At 68.1% G+C, this 21392-nt stretch carries 25 protein-coding genes; 7 read left to right on the top strand and 18 right to left on the bottom strand.

Going from position 1 to position 21392, the window contains the following annotated elements:
- Positions 1-2: 2 nt before the first annotated feature.
- From ASD72_RS13145 to ASD72_RS13160, 4 genes are all read right to left on the bottom strand, one after another.
- Positions 3-989, bottom strand: a complete 987-nt coding sequence (locus ASD72_RS13145) for an LLM class flavin-dependent oxidoreductase (RefSeq protein WP_056880697.1) — start codon at positions 987-989, stop codon at positions 3-5.
- An 84-nt stretch (positions 990-1073) separates the two neighbouring features.
- Positions 1074-1745, bottom strand: a complete 672-nt coding sequence (locus ASD72_RS13150; protein ID WP_056880404.1) for a glutathione S-transferase — start codon at positions 1743-1745, stop codon at positions 1074-1076.
- 44 nt (positions 1746-1789) lie between these two features.
- Positions 1790-3349, bottom strand: coding sequence for a YdiU family protein (locus ASD72_RS13155; protein WP_056880405.1), 1560 nt, complete (start codon positions 3347-3349; stop codon positions 1790-1792).
- 5 nt (positions 3350-3354) lie between these two features.
- On the bottom strand, positions 3355-4104 hold the full coding sequence (locus tag ASD72_RS13160) for a sulfurtransferase (RefSeq protein WP_056880406.1): 750 nt from the start codon (positions 4102-4104) through the stop codon (positions 3355-3357).
- Between the two features lie 88 nt (positions 4105-4192).
- On the opposite strand from ASD72_RS13160, the gene ASD72_RS13165 reads away from it, so the two are divergent.
- Genes ASD72_RS13165 through ASD72_RS13175 form a run of 3 tightly spaced genes read left to right on the top strand, consistent with a single transcriptional unit; the run spans position 4193 to position 5610 of the window.
- Positions 4193-4564, top strand: coding sequence for a metalloregulator ArsR/SmtB family transcription factor (locus ASD72_RS13165; RefSeq protein ID WP_200948896.1), 372 nt, complete (start codon positions 4193-4195; stop codon positions 4562-4564).
- Positions 4561-5013 carry an SRPBCC domain-containing protein gene (locus ASD72_RS13170; protein ID WP_056880407.1) on the top strand — a complete coding sequence of 151 codons (453 nt, stop codon included), beginning with the start codon at positions 4561-4563 and terminating at the stop codon, positions 5011-5013. The genes ASD72_RS13165 and ASD72_RS13170 overlap by 4 nt, the downstream gene beginning before the upstream one ends.
- A gap of 36 nt (positions 5014-5049) precedes the next feature.
- Complete coding sequence (locus tag ASD72_RS13175; RefSeq protein WP_056880408.1) at positions 5050-5610, top strand: SRPBCC family protein; 561 nt, start codon at positions 5050-5052, stop codon at positions 5608-5610.
- 3 nt (positions 5611-5613) lie between these two features.
- Here ASD72_RS13175 and ASD72_RS13180 read toward each other — a convergent pair whose 3' ends face one another.
- A complete protein-coding gene (locus ASD72_RS13180; RefSeq protein ID WP_056880409.1) occupies positions 5614-5976 on the bottom strand; it encodes a DUF6164 family protein in 363 nt (120 codons plus the stop codon).
- Positions 5977-6054: 78 nt separating this feature from the next.
- Between ASD72_RS13180 and ASD72_RS13185 the strand changes: the two genes are divergently transcribed.
- On the top strand, positions 6055-6489 hold the full coding sequence (locus tag ASD72_RS13185) for an FKBP-type peptidyl-prolyl cis-trans isomerase (protein WP_056880410.1): 435 nt from the start codon (positions 6055-6057) through the stop codon (positions 6487-6489).
- A gap of 139 nt (positions 6490-6628) precedes the next feature.
- Here ASD72_RS13185 and ASD72_RS13190 read toward each other — a convergent pair whose 3' ends face one another.
- On the bottom strand, positions 6629-8218 hold the full coding sequence (locus tag ASD72_RS13190) for a serine hydrolase (protein ID WP_056880699.1): 1590 nt from the start codon (positions 8216-8218) through the stop codon (positions 6629-6631).
- Between the two features lie 97 nt (positions 8219-8315).
- Here ASD72_RS13190 and ASD72_RS13195 point away from each other — a divergent pair, with 97 nt between their 5' ends.
- Complete coding sequence (locus tag ASD72_RS13195; RefSeq protein ID WP_056880411.1) at positions 8316-9578, top strand: TIGR03862 family flavoprotein; 1263 nt, start codon at positions 8316-8318, stop codon at positions 9576-9578.
- Between the two features lie 174 nt (positions 9579-9752).
- Here ASD72_RS13195 and ASD72_RS13200 read toward each other — a convergent pair whose 3' ends face one another.
- From ASD72_RS13200 to ASD72_RS13210, 3 genes are read right to left on the bottom strand one after another with little or no spacing between them, the layout of a single operon-like run.
- On the bottom strand, positions 9753-9965 hold the full coding sequence (locus ASD72_RS13200; protein WP_056880412.1) for a hypothetical protein: 213 nt from the start codon (positions 9963-9965) through the stop codon (positions 9753-9755).
- A gap of 3 nt (positions 9966-9968) precedes the next feature.
- Positions 9969-10313, bottom strand: coding sequence for a RidA family protein (locus ASD72_RS13205; RefSeq protein ID WP_056880413.1), 345 nt, complete (start codon positions 10311-10313; stop codon positions 9969-9971).
- 30 nt (positions 10314-10343) lie between these two features.
- The gene (locus ASD72_RS13210) at positions 10344-11003 is read right to left on the bottom strand and encodes a DUF998 domain-containing protein (RefSeq protein WP_056880414.1); all 660 of its coding nucleotides are present in this window, start codon (positions 11001-11003) and stop codon (positions 10344-10346) included.
- A gap of 178 nt (positions 11004-11181) precedes the next feature.
- Between ASD72_RS13210 and ASD72_RS13215 the strand changes: the two genes are divergently transcribed.
- Positions 11182-12273 (top strand): diguanylate cyclase, encoded by a 1092-nt coding sequence (locus ASD72_RS13215; RefSeq protein ID WP_056880415.1) that lies wholly within the window; start codon positions 11182-11184, stop codon positions 12271-12273.
- Between the two features lie 63 nt (positions 12274-12336).
- Here the strand turns inward: ASD72_RS13215 and ASD72_RS13220 are convergent, their stop codons facing one another.
- The 6 genes from ASD72_RS13220 to ASD72_RS13245 form a co-directional block, all read right to left on the bottom strand.
- Positions 12337-14118, bottom strand: a complete 1782-nt coding sequence (locus ASD72_RS13220; RefSeq protein ID WP_056880416.1) for a GGDEF domain-containing protein — start codon at positions 14116-14118, stop codon at positions 12337-12339.
- Between the two features lie 71 nt (positions 14119-14189).
- Positions 14190-14474 (bottom strand): hypothetical protein, encoded by a 285-nt coding sequence (locus tag ASD72_RS13225; RefSeq protein ID WP_155944639.1) that lies wholly within the window; start codon positions 14472-14474, stop codon positions 14190-14192.
- Between the two features lie 152 nt (positions 14475-14626).
- Positions 14627-15418 carry an SAM-dependent methyltransferase gene (locus ASD72_RS13230; protein ID WP_056880418.1) on the bottom strand — a complete coding sequence of 264 codons (792 nt, stop codon included), beginning with the start codon at positions 15416-15418 and terminating at the stop codon, positions 14627-14629.
- 38 nt (positions 15419-15456) lie between these two features.
- Positions 15457-16020 (bottom strand): GNAT family N-acetyltransferase, encoded by a 564-nt coding sequence (locus ASD72_RS13235; protein WP_081420332.1) that lies wholly within the window; start codon positions 16018-16020, stop codon positions 15457-15459.
- A gap of 40 nt (positions 16021-16060) precedes the next feature.
- Positions 16061-16501 carry a thioredoxin TrxC gene (gene trxC, locus ASD72_RS13240; RefSeq protein WP_056880420.1) on the bottom strand — a complete coding sequence of 147 codons (441 nt, stop codon included), beginning with the start codon at positions 16499-16501 and terminating at the stop codon, positions 16061-16063.
- Between the two features lie 32 nt (positions 16502-16533).
- A complete protein-coding gene (locus tag ASD72_RS13245; protein WP_056880700.1) occupies positions 16534-17886 on the bottom strand; it encodes a M24 family metallopeptidase in 1353 nt (450 codons plus the stop codon).
- 146 nt (positions 17887-18032) lie between these two features.
- On the opposite strand from ASD72_RS13245, the gene ASD72_RS13250 reads away from it, so the two are divergent.
- The gene (locus tag ASD72_RS13250; protein ID WP_056880421.1) at positions 18033-19106 is read left to right on the top strand and encodes a tetratricopeptide repeat protein; all 1074 of its coding nucleotides are present in this window, start codon (positions 18033-18035) and stop codon (positions 19104-19106) included.
- A 54-nt stretch (positions 19107-19160) separates the two neighbouring features.
- On the opposite strand, the gene ASD72_RS13255 is transcribed toward ASD72_RS13250, so the two are convergent.
- From ASD72_RS13255 to ASD72_RS13265, 3 genes are all read right to left on the bottom strand, one after another.
- Positions 19161-19598, bottom strand: coding sequence for a hypothetical protein (locus ASD72_RS13255; protein WP_155944641.1), 438 nt, complete (start codon positions 19596-19598; stop codon positions 19161-19163).
- Positions 19599-19769: 171 nt separating this feature from the next.
- On the bottom strand, positions 19770-20363 hold the full coding sequence (gene thpR, locus ASD72_RS13260) for an RNA 2',3'-cyclic phosphodiesterase (RefSeq protein WP_056880423.1): 594 nt from the start codon (positions 20361-20363) through the stop codon (positions 19770-19772).
- 128 nt (positions 20364-20491) lie between these two features.
- The gene (locus ASD72_RS13265) at positions 20492-21373 is read right to left on the bottom strand and encodes a helix-turn-helix domain-containing GNAT family N-acetyltransferase (protein ID WP_056880424.1); all 882 of its coding nucleotides are present in this window, start codon (positions 21371-21373) and stop codon (positions 20492-20494) included.
- Positions 21374-21392: the final 19 nt, after the last annotated feature.

Raw genomic sequence — 21392 nt, forward strand, 5'->3', positions numbered from 1 at the left:
CGTCAGCCGCCGGCCATCACCTCGGCGGCGATCTCGAACGATCGCAGCCGCTTGGCGTGATCGAAGATGTTGGCGGTCAACATCAGTTCGTCGGGGCGGTGCCGCTGGATGAAGTCCGCGATGCCCTTGCGCACGGTGTCGCGGCTGCCGATCACGGCGCAGGCCAGCGCCTGCGCCACGCCTGCTTTTTCGTGTGGCTCCCAGAACGTGTCGATGTCGTCGATCGGCGGCGGCACGAGGCCGGCGCGGCCGCGCCGCAGGTTGACGAAGGCCTGTTGCTGGGTGGTGAACAGATGCTTGGCTTCGGCATCGGTCTCGGCCGCGACCACGTTCAACGCGAGCATCGCATGCGGCTTCGGCTGCCGCTTCGACGGACGGAAGTCGCGGTGGTACAGCAGCAGTGCCTGGTCCATCGCATCCGGCGCGAAGTGCGACGCGAACGCATACGGCAGGCCGAGCGCGGCCGAGAGCTGCGCGCCGAACAGGCTGGAGCCCAGCAACCACACCGGCACATCCAGGCCTGCGCCCGGCACGGCGCGCACCGCCTGGCCTTCCTGCACCGGTTCGAAGTAGCGCAGCAGCTCCTGCACATCCTGCGGGAACTGTTCGGCGCTGTCGAAGTAGCGACGCAACGCGCGGGCGGTGGGCTGGTCGGTCCCGGGCGCACGGCCCAGGCCCAGGTCGATGCGGCCCGGATACAGCGAGGCCAGCGTGCCGAACTGCTCGGCCACCTGCAGCGGCGAGTGATTGGGCAGCATGATGCCGCCCGCACCGACGCGGATCGTCGACGTGGCGCCCGCCACATGGCCGATCAGCACCGCCGTCGCCGCGCTGGCGATGCCCGGCATGTTGTGGTGCTCAGCCAGCCAGTAGCGCGTATACCCCCAGCGCTCGGCGTGCTGCGCCAGGTCGCGCATGTGGACGAAGGCCTGCGTGGTGTCGCTGCCCTCGCAGACGGGGGCGAGGTCGAGGAGCGAATACGGAATCATGGGGCTACCGGCGATGGCGATGCCATCGTCATGGGGCCGCACGCGGCGCGATTCCACCGCAACGGGCGGGATGCTGTATCCCGCTCATCCCAGCAGATCGAACGGGCCACCCTGCTCCAGGGCGCGCTGGTAGGCCGGTCGCGCGTGGATGCGCTGCAGGAAGACGGCGAGGTTCGGATACGTCTCCAGGCCGGCGCGCACGGCGGCGGCTTCGACCGGGAAACTCATCTGGATGTCGGCCGCGCTGAACTGCTCGCCTGCGAACCACGCCGCCTTGCCGAGTTCGCTTTCCATGTAGCCCAGGTGGAGCTTCACCTGCGGCCCCACGAAGGTCTTCAGCGCCTTGTCGGCGATGCCGCGCGCGATCGGCCGGGCGAAGAACGGCATCGGCGCTTTCTTCAACCGCGAGAACACCAGGCTCAGCAGCATCGGCGGCATCGCCGAGCCTTCGGCGTAGTGCAGCCAGTAGCGATAGCGCAGATGCTCCGCCGTGCCGGGCGACGGCGCGAAGCGGCGTGCGGCGTCGTAGCGCTCCACCAGATATTCGAGGACCGCGCCGGATTCGGCCAGCACATGCTCGCCATCCACCACGACCGGCGATTTGCCCAGCGGATGCATCTTCTTCAACTCCGGCGGTGCCAGCATCGTCTGCGGGTCGCGCTGGTAGCGCACCACCGTGTAGTCCAGCCCGAGTTCCTCCAGCAGCCAGAGCACCCGCTGGGACCGGGAATTATTGAGGTGGTGGACAGTGATCATGCCGACGCTCCGTGGGGATGCGGCATGCTATCGCGCGCCGGCCCTCAGGAACTGCACGACAGCATCGAACACCCCGCGCGGTCGCGGGCCCAGTCCGGCCGGCGTTGCGCGAACCGCTCGCGGCCCGGCTGGTCGTTGTAGGGCCGGCGCATGACGTCTAGCAGTTCGTGCACGGCCGACAGGTCGCCGGCTTCCGCCGCGTCGATCGCCTGCTGCGCGAGATAGTTGCGGAGCACGTAGCGCGGGTTGGCCAGGCGCATCCGCTCGCGCCGTGTCGCGGGATCCAGCGGATCGTCTTCGATCCGTCGCGCGTGCGCCGACAGCCACTCGCGCAGCACGGGTGCCACCGTCTCGCGCTTGGCCGCATCGTAGAAGGCAGCGTCGAACGCCGACAGCGAGGCATCGCCCAGATCGGCACCGATCAACGCCCGGAAGAACAACGTCATGTCGATCTCGCCTTGCTGCAGGATGGCTTGCAGCGCAAGCATGTGCTCCGTATCGCCGTCCCGATGCGCCGCCAGCCCGAGTTTGCGCACGGTGTTGTCGCGCTCTTCGCGTGCGTGGGTGTCGGCGAACCGTTGCAGTCCGTCCTGCAGGGCATCGACACCATCGAACAACGGCGACAGCGCATGGGCCAGGCGGGTCAGGTTCCATCCCGCCACGCGCGGCTGCCAGCCGAAGCGATAGCGGCGACCCTGCGCATCGGTGATATTCGGCGTCCAGTCCGGGTCGTAGTCATCGATCCAGCCGTACGGACCGTAGTCGATCGTCAGGCCCAGCACCGACATGTTGTCGGTGTTCATCACGCCATGCACGAAGCCCACGCGCATCCAGTGCGCCACCATCACCGCCGTGCGTTCGCAGACCTCGGCGAACCAGGCGCCGTAGAGCGCTTCGCCCTCGCCCTCCAGGTGCGGGAAGTCACGCCGGATCGTGAAATCCACCAGCGTGCGCAGCACGTCGGTTTCACCCCGCGACATGGGCAACTGGTAGTGACCGAAGCGCAGGAAGGAAGGCGCCACCCGGCAGACCACCGCACCGGGTTCGGCCACGGGGTGACCGTCGTAGAACATGTCGCGCACGACCTGTTCGCCGGTTCCCACCAGGCTGAGCGCGCGCGTGGTCGGCACGCCCAGGTGATGCATGGCCTCGCTGCACAGGAACTCGCGGATCGATGAGCGCAGCACCGCACGCCCATCGGCGGTACGCGAGTACGGCGTCGGTCCGGCGCCCTTGAGCTGCAGTTCCCAGCGCTCACCACGCGCATTGACCACTTCGCCCAGCGTGATCGCACGCCCGTCGCCCAGCTGCCCGGCCCAACTGCCGAACTGATGGCCGCCGTAGTTGCCGGCGTAAGGCTGCATGCCCGGCAGCAGGGCGTTGCCACCGAAGACCTGGGCGAAGTCGGGCGAGGCGACATCGGCGGCATCGAAGCCGACCAGCGCCGCCACCTCGGGCGAATGCGCCAGCAGTACGGGTGCAGCGACCGGCGTCGGCGCCACCGCCGACCACAGCGCGGCACGCACGTCGCGGCGATGCGGGGACTGTTCCGGATCGCCCGGCAGTTCTCCGATGTAGCGGTTGTCGAAGCGCAGCGCGTGCATCGCGCTCACGCGGCGTCGGCCGCGGCGTCCACCAGCGGCGTGAGGTCCGGATGCAGCGCGACGCGCTCGTCGAAGACGAAACAGGCACCGTCGTAGCCGAAACCGCCCACCTGCTCGAAATAACCGAGGATGCCGTCATCCAGCTGCAGCACGTTCTCCATGCCATCGGCCTGCATCCACAAGGCGGCCTTCTCGCAGCGGATGCCGCCGGTGCAGAAGCTGACCACGGTGGCGTCCTTCAGGGCTTCGCGATGGGGATCCAGCGCGGCCGGCAGATCGGTGAACTTGTCGATCGGCAGCGTCAGCGCGCCAGCGAAGGTGCCGTAAGCCACTTCCTGCGCGTTGCGGGTGTCCAGCATCACCACGCGCCGACCGGCGTCGTCGTGGCCCTGCGCCAGCCAGCGGGCCAGCGTGCGGGGCTCGATGGTCGGCGCACGCGCGTCTTCCGGCGTGGTGCCGGGGCGGCGGAAACTGATGATTTCCGGCTTCACCTTGATCTTGAGCCGCGCAAACGGCACCTGCGCGCTGGTGCTGTACTTGACCCGCAAGCCGGCGAAGCGCGGGTCCGCATGCAACGGCGCGAGGAACGCGTCGATGGCGTCGGCGGACCCGGCCAGGAACAGGTTCACCCCCTCGCCCGCCACCAGCACCGAGCCACGCAGCGCCAGCGCCTCGGCGCGTTCGCGGAGCTCGGCCGCGAATGCCTCGGGGGCGTCGATGGGCGTGAAGTGGTAGGCGGCGATATTGGTGACCATGCGGTGATTTTACCGTCCGTCGGCGCCTAGCCCCTTCATTCAACCAGATGGTTGACAGTTGCCAGGCCGCGCCTCAATACTCAACCACATGGTTGAACATGACTCCTCCCGACTCGACGCCGTCTTCCACGCCCTCGCCGACGGCACTCGCCGGCGGATGCTGCGCAGCCTCGGCGGACAGCCGCGCAGCGTGGGCGAACTGGCGGCGCCCTTCCATATCTCGCTCGCCGCGGCCTCCAAGCACATCAAGGTGCTGGAACGCGCCGGGCTGGTGACGCGGCAGATCCGGGGACGCACCCATCTCTGCCACCTGCAACCGCAGGCGCTCGCCGAAGGCCAGGCGTGGCTGCGCCATTACGAGCAGTTCTGGAACGACCGCCTGGACGCGCTCGATGCGGTTCTGCAGGCCGACACCGACACGACGGCCTCACCCGCGACCCGACGGAGGAAACAGTCGTGACCGCACGCCCCTCCCCCGACACGGTAGACGTCACCGTGCAGCGGCACTTTTCCGCGCCCGCGGAACGCGTGTTCGATGCCTGGCTCACGCCGCGCTTGCTGGGCCAATGGATGTTCGGACCGGGCGTGCGCGACGAGAAGGTGCTGCGATTGGATGTCGATCCGCGCGTCGGCGGTCGTTTCTCGATACTGGTCGAACGTCATGGCACGCGCATCGACCATGTCGGCGAATACATCGTGATCGAGCGTCCGCATCGGCTGTCTTTCACCTGGGGCATCGCGGGCGAGTCCGACCAGGACGGCAGCCGCGTGGACATCGTGATTTCGCCCGTTCCGACCGGGTGCGAACTCCGCCTCACCCACGCCCTGCCGCGCGCCTGGGCGGACTACGCCGAACGTACGCAACAGGGTTGGGCGCACATGCTCGAAGCGCTGCACGCGCTGTTCTGATCCCGCCGCAACACCCCTTACGACATCGGAGTTCGCATGAACGACATCAACGCCGGTTTCGGCACGCTCATCGCCCCCAACACCTTGCGCCTGCAGCGTTCGCTGCCGGGCCCCATCGAACGTGTCTGGCACTACCTCACCGACAGCGACGCGCGCGGCCGCTGGCTGGCCAGCGGCCCGATGGACCTGCGCGTCGGCGGCGACGTGAACCTGGTGTTCCACCACGACGACCTCTCCGACGTGCAGGTGCCCACGCCCGAGCGTTACCGCACGGAGGACGGTTGCCACCATCAGTCCGGCCGCATCACCGCATGCGAGCCGCCGCGCCTGCTGGCGCACACCTGGGGCGAAGCGGATGGCACGTCGTCAGAGGTACGCTTCGACCTGGAGGCACAGGGCGACCGCGTGCTGCTGACCATCACCCACAGCCGCCTGCCCGATCGCGATGCGCTGCTCAGCGTCTCCGCCGGCTGGCATGCGCACATCGGCATCCTGATCGATCACATGGAAGGCCGCGCGCCCGCCAATTTCTGGACCACGCACGAGGCGCTGGAAGCCGACTACGCGCAACGCCTGCCGCGCGAGGCCGCGGCCTGAGCCTCAGAGCAGCAGCCAAGGCAGGGCCAGCGTCACCGCCACGATGAAGAGCATCGCGGCAAGGACGCCGACGACGTAAAGCGGGCGATCACGAAGCAGTCCGCCGAACGTCTCCGCGCGCCCTTCGCGCTCAGCGGTGGCGCGCTCGGACCGCGCGTGGTCGCGCCGCTGCGCCTGGTAGCCGGCCATCAGGGTCTTCGCGCGCGCCAGCTGGTCGGCGTCCTCGATCCACAATCCGCCCGCGGAAATACCCCAGGGGCTCGGCTGCGTTTCGTAGAAGTCGATCGCGTTCGTCCGCAGCAGGTCGCGCACGTCGTCGGCTTCATCGGCCGGTACGTTGCGCAGGTTGAGGAAGAGTTTCGCCATGGCCACAGTGTAGCCGGTCAGCTTCGGGCGCAGCCGCGTGCGCTACCCTGCACGCTCCCCGATTTTCCAGGATGATCGATGCGCTCCCTGTTGCTCGCTGTCTCGCTGACCTTCCTTGCCGCCTGTGCTCCGTCCGGCCCGCCGCCGGGTGGCAGCGTCGCCGAACTCCAGCGCCTGGATACCCAGGCAGGCAGCGGCGCCGTGGCCACCAGCGCCAGCGACGTCACCGTGCACTACACCGGTTGGCTGTACGACGAGAACGCGCCCGACAAGCACGGGATGAAGTTCGACAGCTCGGTGGATCGCGGCGAACCGTTCACCTTCCTGCTCGGCGCAGGCCAGGTGATCCGCGGATGGGATGAAGGCGTCGCCGGCATGAAGGTGGGCGGCAAACGCACGCTGTTGATCCCGTCGGACCTCGGTTATGGCAGCAGCGGCGCAGGCGGCGTGATCCCGCCCGGCGCCTCGCTGGTGTTCGACGTGGAACTGCTGGACGTCAAGCCGCACGAGTGACGGCCCGAGAGCTACTGTAGGAGCGACGTGAGTCGCGACCGCGAACAATCAATGCACGGAAACCTTCTGGACCTTGCTCCGGAAAATGGTGGCTTCAGCCGTGCAGTCGCGACTCGCGTCGCTCCTACAGAAGCGCTGCCTACTCCACCGGCGCCAGTCGCAGATCGTGGAAGTCGAAGCTGAAATCCGTCAGCGGCGAGATGGCTTCCATCCGGGCTTCGCGGATACCGCCATCGGGTTTCAGCGAGAAGGTCAGGAAGGCATCGGCGTTGAGCCAGCGCTCCCGCCAGCGCACCACGAAGGTGTCGTGCTGCCAGGGCTGGAGGTCACCGACCAGCTCCGGCGTGCGACTGAAGCGCAACACCAGCCCTTTGCCCTCCTGGGCCACGGTGACGTCGCCGTACCACGGGTCGCGCAAGGTGCCGGCGTACTTCGCCAGCGGCAGCGACGGTTTCGACGTCGCATCGCGCGCGGCCTGCAGCTTCTGCCAGTGTTCGTCGGCGTTGTCGTTGGCTTGCGCCACCTGCGCCTGGTAGGCGGCCAGCCAGTCGGTGCCGCTGTTGGCAAGGTAGGCGTCCAGCACTTTCAGGGTGATCGCGTGGAACGCGGCGCCCACTTCCTGGTTCGTCAGCACCACCACGCCGAGCTTCTGTTCCGGCACCAACGTCACCCGCGAGACCATGCCCGGCCAGCCACCGGTGTGCCACACCAGCTTGCGGCCCTGGAAGTCGGACACCATCCAGCCTTCGCCGTAACCGAGGAAGTTCGGCTTCGCGGCCTTCAGGGCTTCCACCTTGGGCTCGGAGATCGGGATCGGCGTGACCAGCGACCACATCGCCTTCTGCCGGGCGGGCGTGAACAGGGCCTGCTCCCGCCCCTTCGCATCACGGTAGGTGCCGCCGGCCAGTTGCGCATTCATCCAGCGCGCCATGTCCGACACGCTGGAATACACACCACCGGCGCCGGCCACGTTCTTCCACGTCATCCGCGGGGCCGGCTGCAGCGTGGTGAAGTCGGCCTTGGCATGGCCGGTGGCGACATTGTCGCCCGCCTTCAGCGCATCGCTGTTGTAGCGCGTCTCGCGCATACCCAGCGGCTGGAAGATGCGTGCACGCAGGAACTGTTCGTACGACTGCCCGCTGGCCTGCTCCACCACCAGTTGGGCGATGCCGTAGAGGATGTTGTCGTAGGCGTAGCGCTCGCGGAAACCGCCGGTCAGCGGCACGTCGCGCAGGCGCTCGGCCACTTCGCGATTGCTGTAGGTGGTGGTGGGCCAGTACAGCAGGTCGCCCGCGCCCAGCCCCAGCCCGCTGCGATGGACCAGCAGATCGCGGATGCGCATCTCACGGGTCACGTACGGGTCGGCCATGCGGAACCACGGCAGGTGGTCGATCACACGGTCGTCCAGCGAGAGCTTGCCCTCGTCGGCCAGCATCGACAGCGACGCCGAGGTGAAGGCCTTCGTATTCGAGGCGATGGCGAACATCGTGTGGGCATCGACCTTCGCCGGCTTGCCGAGCTCGCGCTCGCCCCAGCCCTTGGCCAGCACCACCTCGCCGTCCTTCACCACCGCGACCGCGATACCGGGCACGTCGAACGCCTGGCGCACAGACTCGACGTAGGCGTCGAGGTCCTGCAATGCGGGCGGTGGCGCGGCGTCTTTCGCGAAAGCGGCCGGCGCAGCCAGGAACAGCAGCAGCAAAGCGCGGCGCAGGGCCGCAGGCGACATCGGATACATCCACCATTCCCGTCCAGGAGCTTCCTGCGACGATACCGCACGCAGCGCGGCTGTCGGGAGCCCTTGCTGCGCACGGCATACTATGCGGATGCCTTCACCGAGCTCCGACACCCCGCCCTCCACGCCCACGGTTGCCGTCGTCGGCGGCGGGCCCGCTGGCCTGATGGCAGCCGAAACCCTGCGCGCAGCGGGCTTCCAGGTCGATCTCTACGATGCCAAGGGCTCGGTGGGCCGCAAGTTCCTGATCGCCGGCAAGGGCGGCATGAACCTCACCCACTCCGATCCCTTCGCTGTTTTCGTCGCGCGCTATGGCGAACGGGCGAACGAAGTCGGCGCATGGCTGCAGGCGTTCGATGCCGATGCGCTACGCGCCTGGGCACGCGGGCTCGGCGTGGAGACCTTCGTCGGCACGTCCGGGCGCGTGTTTCCCACCGACCTGAAAGCGGCCCCGCTGCTGCGCGGCTGGGTGCGCCGCCTGCGCGAACAGGGCGTGCGCTTCCATGTGCTGCATCGCTGGCAGGGCTGGGACGAAACCGGCGCGTTGCGCTTCGCCACGCCGGAAGGCGATCTCTGCGCGCAGCCCGACGCCGTCGTGTTGGCGACGGGGGGCGGCAGCTGGCCGGAACTGGGCTCGGACGGCGCCTGGGTCGATGCCCTGCAGGCGCGTGGCGTCGACATCGCGCCGCTGCAACCATCCAACTGCGGTTTCGACATCGGCTGGAGCGAGCATCTGGCCACGCGCTTCGCCGGCGAACCGCTGAAACCGGTCACCGCGCACTGGCACGCAGCCGACGGCACCCCGCACCAACGCCAGGGCGAGTGCGTGATCACCGCGACCGGTATCGAAGGCAGCCTGGTCTATGCACTCTCGCCGCTGCTGCGCGACGCCATCGCGCGCGACGGCCACGCCACCCTGGTGCTGGACCTGCTGCCCGGGCGCGAGGAGCGCGACCTCGTGCGTCGCCTGGCCAAACCGCGCGGCTCGCGCAGCCTGAGCGAGCACCTGCGCCGGGAAGCTGGCGTGAGCGGCGTGCGTGCGGCCCTGCTCTACGAAGTGCTGGACAAGGCGGCGCTGGCGGATCCCGCGCGGATCGCCCGCACGCTGAAGCGGTTCCCGTTCCGGCTGCAGCGCGCACGCCCGATCAAAGAGGCCATCAGCAGCGCGGGCGGTGTACCGCTGGAAGCGCTGGACCGGGGCCTGATGCTGCGCGGTCTGCCCGGCGTGTTCGCCGCTGGCGAGATGCTCGACTGGGAAGCACCCACCGGCGGCTACCTGCTGACGGCGTGCTTCGCCAGCGGCCGCCAGGCCGCACGCGGCGTGATCGACTGGCTGGCGCAACGCAACGCCTGAGTGGTCGTCCGCAGGGGCTGCGGCGCGCACCCCGGGAAGTGCGTGCCGCAGCGGCTGCGGAACGTGGACGCACGATACGCGAGCCGTTGTTGAAGTCCGGTTAGCGTTTGAAAGCAGTTTTATTACAGACATTTACGGCTGGATGTGCATGCTGTGCCTCAGGCCACTGAATGCTCATTCAGACTCTTCCGTCGCACCCTGATGTGCGGGGCCTTCGCGCCGCGCCTTGGCGGCGACATGCATGTTGTCGACCAGGTTGGGATAGCGCCGGCCCGCCGCTTCGGCGCGGGCGCGGGCTTCTTCCACCTGTACCGCGGTGAGCTTGACGCCCCCGCCACGGCGCTTCGGCGCAGGACGTTGCCACGGGCCGGGCTTGCGCGTCGCCATCGATCAGACCGCGGCCGTCACCACGATTTCGATCAGCCACCCCGGCCGCGCGAGGTGCGCCTGCACGGTTGCGCGCGGCGGTGCGTTGCCCTCCGGCACCCACGCATCCCAGACCCGGTTCATCGCCTCGAAATCCTGCAGGTCCTTGATGAAGATCTCCGCGCGCAGGATCTTCGCCTTGTCGCTGCCCGCACGCGCCAGCAGCGCGTCGATCTCGGCGAGCACCTGCTGGGTCTGCCCGGCGATGCCCTGCGTGGCGTCTTCCGCCACCTGCCCCGCCAGGTAGATCACGCCGTTGTGGATGGCCATTTCGGAGAGGCGTGCGCCTACGTCGAACCGTTGGATCATGTGGGGATCTCCTGTGTGATTACCTGAAGCTTAGCGCCACGCCTCGGTGCCCGCACGGCGGGCGGCACGCCAGAGCCACGTACCCGCCAACAGCATGGCGGAGACGATCAGCGCGATCAGCAGTTTCTGCACCCAACCCTTTCCGGCCGGCGCCCACAGCGCGTGCACCCACAGCAAGGCGAAGCACGCGAGCGACCAGGCCGCGGCCAACGGGAAATGCGGCCGCCACGCCGCATCGAGACGGAAGCGCCACGCCTGCAGCACCATGCCCGCGGTGACGCTCAGGAACGCCGTGATCGCACAGGTGTGGTGGAACCAGACGTGAAACTCAGGCGCGATCGCGGGCAGCCACGAATCGCCCACCGCCACGCCAGCGAGCGCGGCAGCGCCGAGGGCGAACAGCACTACCGGAGCGCCGCTCCGCGCCTGCGGTGCCAGTTGGGCACGCAGGCCCCACGCCAGCAGCACGATGGTGGCCGCCAGCAGGCAATAGGCCGACCGCAACAGCAGACCGTAGGGACCGCTCAGATATTGGCTGAGGGTGGCCTGGGGCCAGGCCAGATCGTGGCGGACGATCTGCAGCGCCCCCGCCACCAGCAGAAACAGGATCGCCCCGGTGATCGCCAGCGCCGCCGTCAGCCGGATCGTACGGGCCTGCGGGGTGGAAGCGGTCGGTGCGGCATCGGGCATGAGCGGACCTCGGCAGGTGTCGAACCGATTATCCGACAGCGCTCAAGTTCGCCGGTTTCGGGCCGTTGTCGTGGGCAGAAGTCCGTGGCGTGCCCGCCGTCACGGTTTGACCTACACTCCAACCTCTCCCGGGGCACCGGGGGACTGGCCGCCACGAGCGAGGGGACTCCACGCGCCAATGCCGTTCGACGTATCGCCATCCGGCGCCCACCCGGCGCGCCACCACGCCCAGCGCCTGCCCCGCCGGATCTACCGGCTGCGCATGCTGGGCATGGGCCTGGCCGCCCTGCCCGTCGGCGCCGTGCTGCTGGAAAACGGCGCGGGCTGGGGGGCGTGGGCGTGGCTGGGCTTCACCGCCCTGCTGTGGCCGCAACTGGCCTACTGGCTCGCGCTGCAGCACCGCGAACCCTTCCGCGGTGAAATCCGCAACCTGCTCTTCGACTCGATGCTGGCCGGCATGTGGGTGCCGTTGATGGCGTTCAACCTGCTGCCGAGCGTGTTGCTCGTGACCCTGGCCACCGTCGACAAGATCAGCACCGGCATCGATCGCCTGTGGTACTGGTCGCTGCCGCTGATGCTGGCCGGCGCGCTGCTGGCCGGTGCGCTCACCGGTTTCGAACTGCAACCGGTGACCAGCATGCCCGTGATGCTGGCGTGCCTGCCGATGCTGCTGATCCACTCGATCGCCGTGAGCCAGGCCAGCTACCGCCTGGTGCGCAAGGTGAAGCGGCAGAACCGCTTGCTGGACGAGCTCAGCCGGCGCGACACCCTCACCGGGCTGGACAGCCGCGGCCACTGGCAGGAACAGGCGTCGATGCTGCTGGCGCAATGCGCGGAAACCGGCGAGCAGGCCACGCTGATGATGATCGACATCGATCACTTCAAGGCCATCAACGACCGCCACGGCCATGCCGCCGGCGACGATGTGCTGCGCGCGGTCGCCGGCGTGATCCAGCACAGCATCCGTACGCTGGATTGCGCGGGCCGGCTGGGCGGCGACGAGTTCGCGGTGCTGCTGCGCGGGAGCGACCTGCGGGCCGCCGAGAACGTGGCGCAGCGTATCCGCGAAGGCGTGGAAGCCCTCCGCCTCCAGACCGCGCCCGGCCTGCACCCGACGGTCAGCCTGGGGCTGGCGTGCGCCGACGCCCCGTCCGCCGGGCTGCGCGCGTGGCTGGAAGCGGCCGACCGCGCGCTTTACCGCGCCAAGAGCAACGGGCGCAACCAGTGGGCGGTGCACGAAGCGCTGCACGCGGCCACCGTTACGCCCTGACGCACCGCCAGGGCATTCCTTCCATCCGTGTTTGCGCGGACCGCCGCCCGGGCGGTCCGGCGGTCAGGCGCCGACGTTGTGTTCGGCGCGGCCTTCGCGCGTGGGCAGTTCCAGCACGTTGCTCGCTTCGCGGGCGTGTTCCTGCGCGGGCTCGTAGACGCAGACGCGGTTGCGGCCCAGGTGCTTGGCGCGATACAGCTGCTTGTCAGCGTGCGAGAGCAGCTTGGCCAGGCTGTAGCCGGACTGCATGCTGGAGGTCACGCCGAAGCTGCCGGTGATGGCGAACACGTGGCTGGTCTCGCGCGTGTCGATCTGGGCCAGCCGCACGCGGCAGTCCTCGGCCACGCGGGCGGCGGCGCGCAGGTCGCAGCCGTACATCAGGATGGCGAACTCTTCGCCACCCAGGCGGCCGATCACGTCGATGCGGCGGCAGAAGCCCTTGCTGGCCTCGGCGACTTCCTTCAACGCCCAGTCGCCAGTGCCATGGCCAAAGCGGTCGTTGATGTTCTTGAAGTGGTCCAGGTCGAACATGATCAGCGCGGCCTGTTCGCCATTGCGGGCGCATTCGGCCAGCGCGCGTTCGGCGCGGATGGTGAAGTGGTGGCGGTTGCAGATGCCGGTCAGGGCGTCGGTCTCGGCCATCTTCTTCAGCGACAGCTGCACGCGCTTGATCTTGAACGCCCAATAGCCGATGGAGGCCACCAGCACGATCAGCAGGATCACGATCAACCGCGTGTTCTGCGCCGCCTGCTGGTCCACCTTGCGCTGCAGCTGCAGCACCTGGTTCTGCTGGTCGAGCAGATCGATCTGCTGGGTTTTCTGCAGCGTCTCCTGGCGGACGATCTGGTAGGCCAGCTCGCGGGTTTTCACCTCATCGAGGTAAGCCTTGTCCGCATCCGCATAGTTCTTGTAAGCCGCCAGTGCGAGTTCCGGACTACCCCGGCGTTCGGCGATCTCGTAGATCGCACGGTAGGCCTTCACCAGCGGGAGCGAACTCTGGATGCTCTTGCTATGCACCAGCGTATCCAGCGCATACCGCTCCGCCATCGAAATGTTGCCCTTCTCCAGCAGCAGTTCCGCCAACGTGGCCTTGACGTCTGCGATCAGGCGGGGGTAGCGAGTGCGCTCGACCTCTGCCAGATGGGATTCGAGCAGCTTGATGGCATCCTCGCGACCACCACGCAGGACGAGCGCGCGCGCCAGCGTGATGCGCATGAAGCTCGCCGCGGCGAGTTCCCCCTGACCAAGGCACTGGGCGATGCCTTTCTCGATCGCTTCTTCCCTGGGCTCGGTCTTCGACAGGTTCTGCTGCGCATCGAGGTAGACCTGCCGAGCGAGGCATTCGGTGCGGGGATCGGGTTCGTCGACGAGGATCTTGTCGGCGAACTGCAGCGCTTCCTCGTACTGACCGATCTGGCTGTTGATGGTTGCGGCCACGCCCAATCCCTGGTGCCGCAACTCCTTGGAGCTGACGGACCCGAGGAGCTTCAAGGTCCGTTCCAACTGCCTCAGGCCGTCGGTAAATTTCCGGTTGATCGCATAGGCATTGACGATCAGGGCACTGGCCCGGAACTGGACGTCCGGATCGGTCGAGGTGCCGAGCAGGTCCCGCGCGGTCCGGATCGCCTGCTCATGCTTCCCCTGGAAGACGAGCGCATAGGCGTTTAGGTAGCGGATCGCATCCTGTTGGCGTGGAGTTGCCTGCTCGAGGGAAACATTGAGTTCCTCGAGCAGGCGCTGGAACCGCTGGTGATCCGCACTTTTCGTCTGTTCGGCCCTGTCGATCAAGGCCTGGATGTCATCGGAGGCATACGCACTCCCTGCCGCCAAGAAACCGGCCAGCATCCAACAAAGACGTACAGCGACATTCCTGATCACCATCATCTTCTCCACGATGTCCCCTGCGGGGGGACTTCTTACTCTTCCTGGGGAGCCTCGCCGCCTTCGTCAGGCAGATCAGCATCCGGCTGGCCTTCGTCCTCGCGGGCCGGCGATTCTTCCGGGGCCCACACCATGCAGATCATGTTCTCGCGGACACCAAAGACGTCCGCCACTATCCGGCTGTCCTGCCCCATGAGGGCCGCCTTCTGTTCTTCATGCAATCCGGACGCGTTCAGCGCGGCGGCGAACCGGCTCTCACGCTCGGCACCAAAAATGGGCTGCTGGCCCATGGTCTCCAAAAGACGGATCAGATTCGACACAAGTCCCCCAAGAAATGAATTGAAATCAGGTCGCGCCGCTGTGTACTCCGCCCGACGTCTTCCCCTGGTCCGACGTTCAGCTGCTGCGACTCACAGAAGATACGCTGATTCCTGACGCGACTCCACCCGCGGCGGAGCCTTGCCCGCCGGCTTCAGGCTCCGCGAACCAGGGACAGGACGCGGGCCTGGACCTCCGTATTGGGGATCAGTGGCGTGCAGGGAGGTACCACCAATGTGGACGCCAACGTCAGCGCAGCCCCCGGCAAGGCCTCCAGGGGCAGCCTGTGCACGCGCGGGAGCGCCTGAGGCAGCGTCGCGGCCTCGTACACGATCACCTCGTGTCGTGCCGGGTACTGGGTCTGCAGCAGGTCGACCAGGATATCCAGCAAGGCCGCGTCCTGGGAGAAGCGCTTCAAGGACGGGTCCCCTGCGACCCCCACCTGCCAGAGCACCAGGAAGGCGGAGGTGTCGATCACCCTCCGGTAGAACATGAACTGGCTGGCCTCGAAGTGCTGGCAGCCCACCGTCCCGGGATCGATGCCGAGATCCGCATAGAGGCAGTCTTCCGCCGATACTGCGGCCTCCATCACCGCTTCGTGGCCGGCTTCCCTGGCAAGCGCGACGGCGCGATGGGGCACCACCGCGAAAACACCCGGATGCCCGTAGAACGCTCCGCATACCCGCTTGCCTGCCTTTACCTCCACCAGCATCGCCTCAACCATCTCGCGATAGGTGTCGGTCCTGGGTTTACCCTCGCCGTAGAACGGTTGAAGGCTCCGGACATCCGGATTCATCCCCTGCACCCACAGCTCCACCAGCGGGTCCGACACCGCGACGAACACCACATCCGCCTGTTCGATGTGAGCGCGCGCGCGCGGGCCGATGTGTGCGCCCAGCGTCATCCCCACGCCGACGCAGGCCAGGCTCCCCGTGCCATCACTCATCCGACTTCATCCCCCTGCGAAAACGCAGAGTATCGTCGCTACCCGACACTCGACCCAAGACCTTCGGCCCAGGTAGCGCGGCTGAGGTGCCAGTGGATCCGGTCGGGATGCCCCGGCACCTGATCGAACCCGAGCTTGTGCATCAGGCCGATGGACCTGTGGTTCACCGGCAGTTGGCAGCCGAACTGGGCAGCAAGGCCAAGATGCCGGAAGCCCTCGTCGCGTATGCACGCAAGCGCCTCGTAGGCGTAGCCCTTACCTTGCTGCGGGGAGACGATGATCGAACCGATTTCAGGCATGCCCTCCCTGGTCACGAGCCCGACAAGCCCGACCTCCTCGCCCGTCACCCGTTCCGTCGCCACCCACAGCCATGCCGTCGGCGCTGCCTGCTCCATCATCGCAAGGCTCGCGCGAAAGGCGCGAGCTGCCGCTTCCGGATCCAGCGGCGCGCCGGCATGCGCCATGAGTTCTGCATCACCGAACCACGCGCAGTAACGGTGCGCATCCGACCCCTGCAAGGGTCGAAGCGACAACCGGTGTGTCGTTAGGGCCCGAGCGCCAAGGGTGCCTGCGGGAGATTCGATCTGTAACGACAGGCTCATGACGCTTGAGACGAGCCGGCGGGCGGGCACAGGCGCTTGTTCACCCCACTTGCCCTCGCACCCACCGGACGATCGCCTCCGTCGCCATCGCGCCGCTCTGCCGGGCGATCTCGCGCCCGCCCTGCAGCAGGACCATCGTGGGGATGCTGCGGATGCCGAAGCGGTTGCCCAGCCCTGGGCATGCTTCGGTATCGACCTTGGCCAGGCGCATCGCCGGTTCGAGCACGCCGGCCGCCTGCTGGAAATGCGGGGCCATCTGCAGGCAAGGCCCGCACCAGGGCGCCCAGAAATCCACCAGCAGCGGCAGCGTGCTGCGCAGCGCGTGGCGGTCGAAGTCCGCCTCGCCCAGCGCCAGCGGCAGTCCGGTGAACAAGGGATGGTGGCAACGCCCGCAGCTCGGCGCCTCCGCCAGCCGCGCCGGCGGCACACGGTTCATCGCCGCACAGTGCGGGCAGGCGATCAGGTGGGCGTCGGCGCTCATGCGGGCATCCTACCGTCCGTGCGTCCGGCGCGTCACCGCACGACGTGCCAGACCACCTGGCGCCCCGCCAGATAGACCACCTTGCGCCCATCGAACACGGCCATCTGCTCCAGCTTGACCTGCACGTTCTGCCCATCCCACTCCGGAACGCGCGCCTTCACGTTGCCTTCGATGGCGTAGACGGTATCGGCATGCAGCGGCCAGTCCCCCTGCCCCACGGTGGGCCCCTGGTTGTCCCACATGCCGATCGTCGGCCCCGGCGCATGCCCGACGAAACCCACCGGGTGCGAATAGGTCGCCGCCCGCAGGCCCTGGCGCGCCGTCTCGCGTTGCGTCGCCGCCAGGATCTCGTTGCCGGTGCGACCCGCGACGAACTGGCCCGTCAGTGCGTCCTGCCAGCGGTTGCCCTGGGCGAGCGCAGCGCGCAACCCGGCGGGCGCCTCCGTTTCACCGGCGCGCGCCACGTAGGCCATTTCCTGCGTATCGGTACACAGCTTGAGGTAGCACAGGCCCACATCGGTATGCAGCACGTCGCCGGGCTGGATGACGCCTTCCTCGCCGCAGAACGGTGCGTCGTCCGCACAGACCGTTCCCGCACGCTGGAAGTTGACGTCCGGCATGAACCACGGCGCCAGCCCCAGCGATTCGAAGCGCTCGCGGATGTACCACGCCACATCGTCCGTCGTCGTGACGCCGGGGGTGATGACCCGGCTGGAGAAGGCTTCGGCGACCACGCCGCGCGCGAGCGACACGATATGCGGATACGCCGCGAGTTCCGCAGGGCTGCGCGTCTCCATCCAGCGCACGACCAAGGCTTCCGCCGGCACCAGCCGATCGTGCAGCGCGGCCGGCAGCACCGATAGCAACCGCTCATGCAAGGCATGCGTCAGGCCATCGGCGATCGCCCAGTCGCCGGAGACGTTGATGCCGATCCTGCGCGGGTCCCGCGCGGCGATCAGCGCGCCCAACGCCTCCCACTGCGTCTTGAGGTCGCCGCCCGACCACGTCGTGTCGTAAGGCGCGCCGAACGGATAGCGGTTGATGGAGAGCCGCTGCACGCTGCCATCCGGTTGGCGATGGAATACCAGCATCGTCGTGCGGCGCGCCGCATGCGCCGGCTGCGGGACGAGGGTGAAGTACACCGGGTCTTCCGCATACTCCCGCGCGATCACCACCCACATGTCGAGGTCGGCTTCCTTCATCAGGCGAGGCAGCAGCGTGTCGAGCCGCTCGCGGAGCATGCGGTTCTCCGGCTCCACCCGCTCCCGCGGCGACAGCACCGCCCCGACGGTGACCCCGTCCCGACCCTGCTCCGGTACCGATGCCGCATGGGTGGTCGGCGCCAGGCCGGCCAGCAACAGGAACAAGGGGATGGCAGTGCGCATGCGGTGGGCTTCCTGCGAAAGGGCCATGACGCTAGCCGCCCCGCCATGACGGCGTCAACGCAGCCAGACGGTCCATGCCGCACTGCGATGCGGGACTACACTCGGGCCACGCGGACGCGTCCCGATGCGGGACCCGGAGGTGGGCGATGTGGACGAAGTGGCTCGGCACCCTGCTGCTGGCGTCGTCGGCCCTGTCGGCGTTCGCGCAGTCCGTCGCGCCCCCTGCCCCCGCCGACGTGCTCGCGGTACCGGAACCCCTGCGCCAGCAGTTCCGCGAACAGGTCCTCGAACGCGCGCGCGCACCGAGTGCGCGCCTGGAGCGGATGGTCGATTTCCTGTTCAGCCCACAAGGCCTGGGCATGCGCTACGAACCCGACGCCAACCACACCGTGGCCGAGGCCTACGCCACGCGCCAGGCCAACTGCATGAGCTTCACCCTGCTGACGGTGGCGCTGGCACGCGAGGCCGGCCTGGACGCCTATGCCCAGCAGGTCGACGAGACCCTGGCGTGGCGCCAGGACCACAACACGCTCTACCGCACCCAGCACGTCAATGCCGGCGTGCGCATCCGGGAGCGAAAGTTCACCGTGGATGTGGCCTGGAACGAGGTCATCACCCGCAGGCCGCCGGAACCCATCCGCGACGACCGCCTGGTCGCCCATTACTACAACAACCGTGCGGCGCAGCTACTGGAACAGGGCGCGCTGGCGGCTGCCCTGCGCCATGCCGAGATCGCGCTGACGCTGGACCCGGACTACGCGACCACCTGGAGCAACACCGGCGTGATGTACCTGCGCGACGGCGACGAAGCGCGCGCCGAGCAGGCCTACCGGCATGCCCTCGCACTCGATCACGACAATCCCGGCGCGCTGTTCAACCTGGTGGCGTTCTACCAGCGTGCGGGCGATACAGACGCGGCACGACCGCTGCAGAAGCGACTCGACGCGGTACAGGCCCGCGATCCGTTCCACCATTTCCTGCTGGCCGCCGGCTTCGAACGCGATGGCGACCTCGAACGCGCGGCCGGGCACTACCGCAAGGCCATCCAGTTGTACGACGGCGAACACCGGTTCCACTTCGGCCTGGCACGGGTGTACTTCCAGCAGGGCGACCACCGCCGTGCGAGCCGCGAGTTGGCGCGTGCCCGCGAACTCAGCCAGGGCGATACCCGTGCGCTCTACCAGGCCAAGCTGGATACGCTGCGCAGGCAGGGGCATTGAGCGGGGATTCGAAATCGCGGGGCCTGCTCCATGGCGTGGCCCCGCGCAACACCGTTACTTCAATTTCAACTCGCGGATCAATTGGCTGCCGAGGATCTGGCGCATCTTGCCGCGATCGGCGAACGCCGTGTTCGCCTGCGCCGTGTTCTGCCCCGTGACCTTGCTGGACACGGCTTCCGAGCGATCCCGCAGGCCATCGAAGGCCGCCATGTTGGGATAGACCACGGTCAGGTAGAGGTCCGGGTCTTCCGGACGCCGCGGATCGGCGGCATAGATCGTGTAGCCGAGGATGATGCCCGCGTCCTTCTGCGCATCCATGACGCGCTTGTACTGGGTCTGCAGGTGATTCATGTAGTTGTCGAACTGACCGTCCTTGATCTTGACCGCCGTGACTTCCATGACCGGCCCCTCGGTGTAACTGCGGTCCTGCGCAGACAGCGGGAATGACAGCGCGCACAGCAACAGCGCCCACAGCATCGGCAAGCGTCTCATGTCGGTGTCCTCGTTCAAGGTTGCCCGGAGGATTCCGGGTGTCCTCCCGAACGCAACCGGGCACGCACAGTCGGACACCCGAAGCGGGGATCGCCGTGGCGGGCCGACAGGCGCACGCATGGGCAACGCTGTATTACAGATTCTCACTGCCCGCAGGGGCGGGCGCCTCCCCTACTCCGCCAGGGACCACTCACCCAGGTGGGCATAGTCCGCTTCGCCTTCGATGCTCTGCAGCAGGTGCACCGCCTGCGGATGCAGCACCATCGGCACGACGTCCACCGGCGCAGTACGCGGAGGCACATAGGCCAGGGTCAGGTGCGGGACGAAACTGCGGCCGACGTGCTGCTTGAAGCCTGCACGCAGCAGGCGCTGCTGCAGGCTGCGCCAGAACGCCACGACCGCTGGCGAGGGCTGCAGCGCCGCGAGCGTCAGTGCCGGGTTCTTCGGGTTGCCCAGGCACAGCAGGTGGTCCAGGGTGATGCCCACCGGTTCCGGCTGCCAGTCGCGCATGGCTTCGTGCGCCGCGGCCACCATGTCCTCGCGCGGCCCGTCGCTTTCGCCCAGGAAATGCAGGGTCAGGTGGTAGCGTTCCGGCCGTACCCAGCGCGCCTGCGGGTATGCGCCCTTGAGGTCCTCGGCCCGGTGCCGGAGCGACTCGCATTCGCCCGGCGATGGCACCAGGGCGAAGAACAGGCGATGCAGCCGGCCCGGCTGCGGGCCGCCGAACAGATCGCCTTGCTGGGAGGACGCGGGTGTGGCGGGCATGACGCGAACGGCATAGGGACGACGACGATGCCGCGCATCATCGGCGCGATGGCCATAACCTGCAACCCGCGGAGGCGAGCGGGACACGGGCGTCGTGCCTTGCCCTGCCTGTCACCGGCCAGCGCGTATCAGCCCTGCAGTGATTTTTCGAACCAATGGTCCGCATAAGGGTTGTCGTTGTAGGCCGGAATCTCCCGATAGCCGTTGCGCACGTAGAGCGCCCGCGCTTCGACCAGCGTGCGGTTGGTGTCCAGGCGCACGCGCCCGAGTCCGAACGCATGCGCCTGCGCTTCCAGTGCATCGAGCAGGCGCTGCGCCACGCCCAGGCCACGCGCCCCGGGCGCGACCCACATGCGCTTGATCTCACCTGTGCGCTCGCCCGTCACCTTCAATCCGCCGCATCCGATCGCCCCGCCATCCAGCCAACCCAGCAGGAACACACCCTGCGGCGGCACGAGTTCGTGCGGATTGGCCGAGACGCTGCGCGCGGCGTCGAAGCCGGTCTCGAAGCGGGCATCGAGCTCATCGAGGTAGGCGCGGAGGCAGGCTTGCGCCTCCGCGCTGGCCGGATCCGCTACCCGGATCTCCACCGAGGAGGCACGCAGCAGCGCCTCCACTTCGTCCATCGCCGCAAGCATGCGCGTGCGTTGCCGTTCCGACAGCGGCGCCAGCAGGGCATCGGCCAGCGCCTGCGAATCGCGGTCCAGCGCGTCCACTTCGCGACGCCCCTTGGCGGTCAGCGCCACGCGGCGGGCGCGCGCATCCGCGGGGGACGCCTGCACCCGGACCAGGCCCTGCGCTTCCAGCGCGCGCAACAGCCGGCTGGCATAGCCCGAGTCCAGCGCCAGGCGCGCACGCAGGTCGCGCACGTCCGCACCCTCGCGCCCCACCTCGAACAGCAGGCGCGATTCCGCCAGCGGACGGCCGTGCCCGAGGTAGTCGTCGGTCAGCACGCCGATACGGCGGGTGACGGTGCGGTTGAAACGCCGCAGGCGCTGGGTGTCGTCCATTACCTGACTTTAGTCAGGC

The sequence above is a fragment of the Pseudoxanthomonas sp. Root630 genome, assembly GCF_001427585.1.
Lineage (GTDB): Bacteria > Pseudomonadota > Gammaproteobacteria > Xanthomonadales > Xanthomonadaceae > Pseudoxanthomonas_A.